At 55.9% G+C, this 6,844-nt stretch carries 4 protein-coding genes; all 4 read left to right on the top strand.

The genetic code is table 11. The features are described from left to right. The first annotated feature begins 60 nt into the window (after positions 1-60). From ACOCD2_RS09835 to ACOCD2_RS09820, 4 genes are read left to right on the top strand one after another with little or no spacing between them, the layout of a single operon-like run. Complete coding sequence (locus tag ACOCD2_RS09835; RefSeq protein WP_419625691.1) at positions 61-1,521, top strand: DUF3375 domain-containing protein; 1,461 nt, start codon at positions 61-63, stop codon at positions 1,519-1,521. A gap of 4 nt (positions 1,522-1,525) precedes the next feature. Further along, positions 1,526-2,239 (top strand): DUF4194 domain-containing protein, encoded by a 714-nt coding sequence (locus tag ACOCD2_RS09830; RefSeq protein ID WP_305800362.1) that lies wholly within the window; start codon positions 1,526-1,528, stop codon positions 2,237-2,239. Further along, the gene (locus ACOCD2_RS09825) at positions 2,236-5,610 is read left to right on the top strand and encodes an ATP-binding protein (protein WP_293672590.1); all 3,375 of its coding nucleotides are present in this window, start codon (positions 2,236-2,238) and stop codon (positions 5,608-5,610) included. The genes ACOCD2_RS09830 and ACOCD2_RS09825 overlap by 4 nt, the downstream gene beginning before the upstream one ends. Continuing rightward, complete coding sequence (locus ACOCD2_RS09820) at positions 5,597-6,772, top strand: Wadjet anti-phage system protein JetD domain-containing protein (protein WP_293672591.1); 1,176 nt, start codon at positions 5,597-5,599, stop codon at positions 6,770-6,772. The genes ACOCD2_RS09825 and ACOCD2_RS09820 overlap by 14 nt, the downstream gene beginning before the upstream one ends. Positions 6,773-6,844 lie beyond the last annotated feature (72 nt).

Below are 6,844 nucleotides of genomic sequence, written 5' to 3'. Positions count from 1 at the left end.
AAGGATTCTGACGGTTAGTGAACTGTAATCAGCAGCAACTACCACTGAGCCCAGATCAGAATGAAAGCGGACAAAACCATCGCCATTTACCGCCGCATGCGCAATCAGCCGCTATGGCGGTTACTCGCCTCTGCCAACGGGCCGACGGTCATTGGTCTGCTTCAATCACACCTTTATGAAAAGGAGCGCAGTCTTCCAGCCTCGATACTTTTTGAGCGGCTGACGCAGGATCTGGAAGAGCTTCGAGCCCAAGGGGGCGATTTTCCGCAGACGGCACAGGCTTATGTGGCCAACTGGCTGAGTGACGGGTACCTCGAAAGGCGATTCCTGCCTGGTGCCACCGAGGAGGAGTATGAACTCTCGACGGCCACAGTAGAGGCGATTCGGTTTGTGTCCGCCATCGCTGAACCCCATTCGGCGGCGACCGAGAGTCGCCTGTCGTTGGTGATCCAGTCCCTGGTCGGGCTGGCCGAGGATACCGATACCGATAAACACCGCCGAATCGACCGCCTGATGGCGGAACAGGCACGCATCGACAAGGAGATCGATGCAATCCAGAAGGGGCAGATGCGCGTCCTGCCGCGTGATACTGCCCTGGAGCGGACGCGGGAGATCATCTCCCTAGCTGATGATCTGACGGGCGATTTTCGCCGGGTGCGTGATCAGTTTGAGCAGCTCAATCGGGAGCTGCGAGAGCGCATCATGGATAGCGATGGCAACCGGGGCGAGGTGCTCGACTCGCTGTTTGCTGGCATCGATCTGATTGCAGAGAGTGAGGCAGGCCGGACCTTCTCCGCCTTCTGGCGTCTGCTCACCGACCCCGAGCAGGCGGCGATGTTGGAAGAGTCCCTCGACAGCATGATGTCACGCGAGTTTGTCGGTGAACTGGACATGCGGGAGCGTCGCTTCCTCCTGCGCTTGACCAGGAATCTGCTTGAACAGGGTGGTGCGGTCCATGAGGCATTACAGACCTTTGCCCGCAGTCTTAAACACTTCGTGCAAAGCCGTGAGTATCTTGAGCAGCGCCGCGTAAACCAGCTGCTGAAGGAGGCGCAACGTGCCGCGCTATCGATCAAGGACGAGGTCAAGGTAACCGAGTCGCTGGAGTATTCCCTGGAACTGACCAGTAGCCGTTTGCGTTCCCTATCCCAATGGGTGCTCTACGATCCGGCGTTGCAGGCGGAGCCAGAGGCGATGCGTGAGGGGGAACCAGCGCCCATCGATCTGGAATCGGTCAGTGAGTTGGTGGCGCAGTCGGAGATCGACTTCCGCACTTTGACAGAGCATGTGCGCTCTCTGCTGGAACAGCGTGACCAGGCCTCGATTAGTGATGTGTTGGAGCACTTTCCGGCCTCGCAGGGCCTGGGCAGTGTGGTCGGCCTGCTGGCCCTGGGCAGTCGTCATGGCATCAAGGGCGATAGTGTCGAGACGGTGGCCTGGGTGGGGGAAGACGAACAGGGGCGCTGTGCCCGAATTCCAAAAATCTATTTCTTGAGGGATCGCTTAGATGAATTGGTCTGACCCTATGTCTGAAGAAAGTGCGCCTGAAGATGGGGTGTCAGAGGAAGAGATGCTGATGGTAGAGGACACCGAACAGGAGTCAGACCAGGCACTCTATCATGGCGACAGCGGCGAGTTATTACTGGATGCTCGTCGTGTATTGGTGCAACTCCTTGCTGGGCCGTCACTGGATGGTCAGCGACACTCCAAGCTCTGGCCAATCCTGATCCGTGATGAAGCGGCGATCCGTAGCCGATTATCTAACCTGTTTCTGCAGTTGGTGATCGACCGCGACCTGCAAGTCGCCTTTACCCGTCAGGCGGAAACGGGTGACCTGGAAGTGCCCCGACTCCTGCGTCGCGCCAATTTGACCTTTCTCGACTCCATTCTACTACTCCACCTGCGCCAGCGACTCACCCAGGCCGAAGCCCATGGCGACCGTGCGGTGATATCGACTGAAGAGATCGTCGAGTTTCTCGGCGTTTACGAGCAGGTCGGCAACACCGACCGGGCGCTGTTCGAGAAACGCATCTATGCATCGATTGAGAAGATCAAGAAACACAGCATCTTGCGCAAGATTCGGTCCAGCGAGGATCGCTTCGAGATCTCACCCACGCTGAAGCTGCTGTTTTCTGCCGAAGAGATTCAGGCGCTGACCCGAATCTACCACGACATGCGAGCGCCAGAGGGGTTGTCTGAACAAGATGATGAGATGCAATCAGGGGAGGATCACGAATGAGTGTCGTTGCAGGGACGCAAAACCTCTTCGCGCCGGAACAGTTTCGTATGGCTCAGCTTCAGGTATTCAACTGGGGCACCTTCTCCGATATTCATGATGTTCCAATCTCAGAGCAGGGCTTTCTGTTCGTAGGTCGGTCCGGCGCGGGAAAGTCGACGTTGCTCGATGCCTTCTCCGCATTGCTGGTGCCGCCACGCTGGGTCGATTTCAACGCTGCGGCAAGAGAGGCGGAAAAGACAGGACGTGATCGGAACCTGGTGAGTTATATCCGAGGTGCCTGGGCAGAACAGAAAGATGATGCATCAGGAGAGATCGGTACTCGCTACTTGCGCCCTGGGACCACCTGGTCGGCCTTGGCACTCACCTACCGGAACGTATTGGGTCAGCATGTGGTGCTGGTGCAGGTGTTCTGGCTGCGCGGAAATGCCAATGGACAGGGTGATGTTAATCGCCACTTCATGATCTTCGAGCGTCCGTTTGAGCTTAATGAGTTGGAGGTGTTCGGTCAGTCCAACCTTGATGTGCGCAAGCTCAGACAGGAGTTCCCGGATGCGTTCAGCCGCCGTGAGTTCCGACCTTACTCAGAGCGATTTTGCCGACTGCTCGGCATCGAGAACGAGATGGCGTTGCGTCTGCTGCACAAGACTCAATCGGCCAAGAATCTCGGCGACCTCAATACCCTCCTGCGGGACTTCATGCTGGACAAACCGGCGACCTTCGAAGTGGCCGATCGACTGGTCAGCGAGTTCGATGAGCTCAATGCGACACACCAGGCAGTGGTCACCGCGCGCCAGCAAGTGGAGGCCCTGGTTCCGGCGCGAGAAAAGCATCAGCAGCGGGAGTCGCTACTGAATGAACGCAGTGGCCTCAACGAACTACTGACCGGAATCGATAGTTACGGTGGACGTCGACGTATCGAACTGCTGAAAGAGCAGATTGAGCGCTTGAATATTCAGGCCGACGGATTGGAAGGTGCGATCAGCCGGAAACAGGCTGTGCTCAACCAGCACAACGATACCTTGCGTGAACTGGAGCATCTGCACAGGGAGGTTGGTGGTGACCAGGTGGAAACCTGGCAAGCGGAGAAGTCTACCCTGGAGCAGCAACGCGAGCAGTGCCTGAGAAAGCAGGGACAGGCAAAGGAAGCCTGTAGGCAACTCGACTGGGTTTTTCCCGATTCACCCCACCGGTTTGCCGAGCTGGTTGGTGAGGCGCGTCAGGAGCTTGAGCGTTGGGAGAGTGGTAGTAGCGAGATCCGCGAAAAGCGGGATCTTTTGGTGATTCAGAAAAGGGAGGCCGAGACGGCGTTCACCCAGACAGCCGGAGAGGTGAAGGCCCTGGAACGACAGCCCTCCAATATCCCCGCGCACATGTTGGATCTGCGTTATGAGATTGCCACTGCCATCGGCGTATCGGAGAGGGCACTGCCCTTCATCGGTGAGCTCATCGAGGTGAAAGCTGACGAGGCAGAGTGGCAAGGGGCCATAGAGCGGGTGCTGCATGGCTTTGCGCTCTCCCTGCTGGTGGATGAACGCCACTATTCCGCGCTTTCCAATCACATTAACAGTCGCCATCTGGGCCAGCGCTTGGTCTATTACCGCACGGGACAGGTAGATCGCCAGCAGGTCAGACCAGTCGGCACCGATTCACTGGTACTCAAGCTAAACATCAAAGAGTGCAATCAATCTGAGTGGTTGAGTACGGAGCTACGTCGACGATTCGACTACGCCTGTGTTGATTCCATTCAGTCCTTTCGGCGTGCAGACCGGGCTTTGACCTGCGAAGGACAGGTCAAACACAGCAAGACCCGACACGAGAAGGATGACCGTCGCGATGTCGGTGATCGCAGGTATTGGGTATTAGGCTTTGATAACCGCGAGAAGCTGGCACTTTACCGCAAGCAGGCCCAGGAGCTTGCGGACAAGATCTCTGATCTGGAAGAACGAATTAAGGCACTAACCGAACAGGAGGGTGCCCGTGCCAAACGCGCGATCCACTGCCAGACTCTAGTGAATCTGCAGTGGCAGGAAGTGGACGTTGCTCCGTTGCTGACGGGTATCGATAAACTGGAACGCCGGATTCGTGATGCCTTGGAAGGCAACACGGAGCTGAAGAATGTGGCCGATCAGATTGAGCGGCAGAAGAAGGTGGTCAAGGATGCCGATGGAGCCCTGCGCAAGACAACCATCGACTATGAGAAGGTCGTCGGTAAAGTCGATGAACACGAGGAGACCTTAAAGAACCTCCAGGATGATCCAACCATAGTTCCGTTGACACCTCGTCAACAACAGGGGTTGGACGAACGATTCGATGCACTGCGGGATCCAGTGCGGCTGGATAATTTGGATAGCCTGATTCGAACGGTGGAACGGTCGATCAATCAGGAGATCGGTGAGATCAACCGGTTGATGAGTGAATGTGAGCGCTTCATTGAAAAACGATTCGATAAGTTTGTCCATGACTGGCCTGCCGAGGCGGAGGGTCTCGATGCGACCCTTGCTGCAGCACCTGATTTTTTTGCCAAGTTGACCCGATTGGAGACCGATGGTCTTCCGGCCCATGAGCAGCGATTTTTTGAATTGCTGGAGAGTCAGAGCCACCAAAATCTGGCGGCGCTTTCGACCTATCTGAGCGATGCGCGCAAGGAAATCCTGGAGCGCATGGATCTGGTCAACGACAGCCTTGCCCAGGTGCCATTCAATCAGAGCACCAACCAAACCACCTTTTTGCAAATCGATCCCAGCGACCGGCAGCTACCGGATGTGCGCGAATTCAAGCAGGAGATCCAGCAGGCTCTAAGCCATGCCTGGAGCGAGGACCGCGAGTTGGCGGAGTCGCGCTTTCTGGCATTACGTCGTCTGGTGGAGCGTCTTTCCAGTCAGGAGCCAGAGAACAAGCGCTGGCGACAGGCAGTGTTGGATGTCCGGCAGCACATGGAGTTTATTGGCAGGGAGACCGATGAGAGCGGTGTCGAGGTGGAAGTCTATCGCAGTGGTTCGGGTAAATCGGGTGGCCAACGGCAGAAGCTAGCCACGACCTGTCTGGCTGCCGCACTGCGCTACCAGTTGGGCGGTAATGAGCATGGTGTGCCCATGTATGCGCCGGTGGTGCTCGACGAGGCCTTTGACAAGGCAGACAACGAGTTTACTGCGTTGGCGATGAATATCTTCAAAAACTTCGGTTTTCAGATGATTGTCGCCACACCGCTGAAATCGGTCATGACTCTGGAACCGTTTATTGGTGGTGCCTGCTTTATCGATATCAGTGATAGGCGCATCTCAGGTGTCTTGATGATCGAATATGATTCGGAGCAACAGCACCTGAAGCTGCCCGCTCATACACATCAGGAGGCAAGTATTGAAATTTCCTGATGATGTGCAAAAGGAGTTGAAGCGCCGCTTCAAAAATAAGCACCGGGAGTGGCTGGAGAAAAGTGGCGACCCGGAACAGCCAGAAGCGAGCACCTGGCCGCTTGAGGTTACTTTGGGTATCCCCACGGAAAACCAGGCACTGAAGCAAGTTGAAGACGTTCGGGCTTGGGTAGCAGCCTGGCAATCCTGGAATGGTGTCGGATTACTTTCCTGGAGCGAAAGGCGTTGGCGCAAGCTGGGAACACAGCCTGTTCCCGAGAAACTGCTGCTGTCTGGCCCCGGCGAAGTTGCACAATGGATTGGAGAGGCAGATCGCTGGGATCGAGCTCAACAGCGATATAGGGATCTTATCGCACGTTGGCCCCAGCTTGGCAGCAAGCTGCCTCGTTATTTTGCTATTCTCGCAGATTACAGCGAGGCGGATTATCGACGCCTGATGGATATGGTCGCCTGGATCGAGAAGAATCCTGCTTCCAACCTTTATCCTAGGCAACTGCCCGTGACTGGTCTGGATAGCAAGTGGCTTGAAAAACGTAAGCGGCTTTTGGCTGACCTTGTTGATGCTGTGCGAGGCGAATCCTCGACCGAAGGTGATTTCTTTCAAATCTGCGGGCTCAAAGTACCACCGCAACTCATCCGTTTGCGCATACTGGATGATGGCCTGAGACAATGTGTTGGCGGATTGGGCGACATATCAGCGCCCTGGGAACAATTGGCTGAACTCGATCTCCCTGTTAGCAATGTCTTCATCGTCGAGAATCTGCAGACTGGTCTTGCCTTTGATGATTTGCCGGGGTCGGTTGTCATCATGCAGCTGGGTTATGGGGTTGACGTGCTGGATCGTCTGCCCTGGGTCGCCAAGGCCCACTGCCTCTACTGGGGGGATTTGGACACGCATGGCTTTGCGATTCTTAATCGTGCAGGAACCTATCTCCCTGAGCTGAAATCTGTATTGATGGACGAAGCGACCCTCCGAAGCCATCAAGATCTGTGGGTGGAGGAGAAGGATCAGCATGCTGCGGAAACATTGCCCTTGCTGAGTGACCATGAGCAGGCGGTATATCAGGCCATCAAACGCAATACCTGGGGACAGAACGTCCGTCTGGAGCAGGAGCGGATCGCCTGGGATGTCGCTTGGAAGACATTGCAGCAGGCGATTTGATCAAGGTGGGGGCTAACGCAGGAGTGAAAACTGCCTATAACAGGCCAAAACTGGCTAATTGACAGCAGAAAA

The sequence above is a fragment of the Thiolapillus sp. genome, from assembly GCF_048562965.1.
Classification (GTDB): domain Bacteria; phylum Pseudomonadota; class Gammaproteobacteria; order Chromatiales; family Chromatiaceae; genus Thiolapillus; species Thiolapillus brandeum_A.
This window is presented reverse-complemented; position numbering and strand designations above follow the sequence as displayed.

Coding starts and splice junctions, on each gene's coding strand:
- ACOCD2_RS09835 (WP_419625691.1), top strand. CDS start 61: ATGAAAGCGGACAAAACCATCGCCATTTACCGCCGCATGCGCAATCAG.
- ACOCD2_RS09830 (WP_305800362.1), top strand. CDS start 1,526: ATGTCTGAAGAAAGTGCGCCTGAAGATGGGGTGTCAGAGGAAGAGATG.
- ACOCD2_RS09825 (WP_293672590.1), top strand. CDS start 2,236: ATGAGTGTCGTTGCAGGGACGCAAAACCTCTTCGCGCCGGAACAGTTT.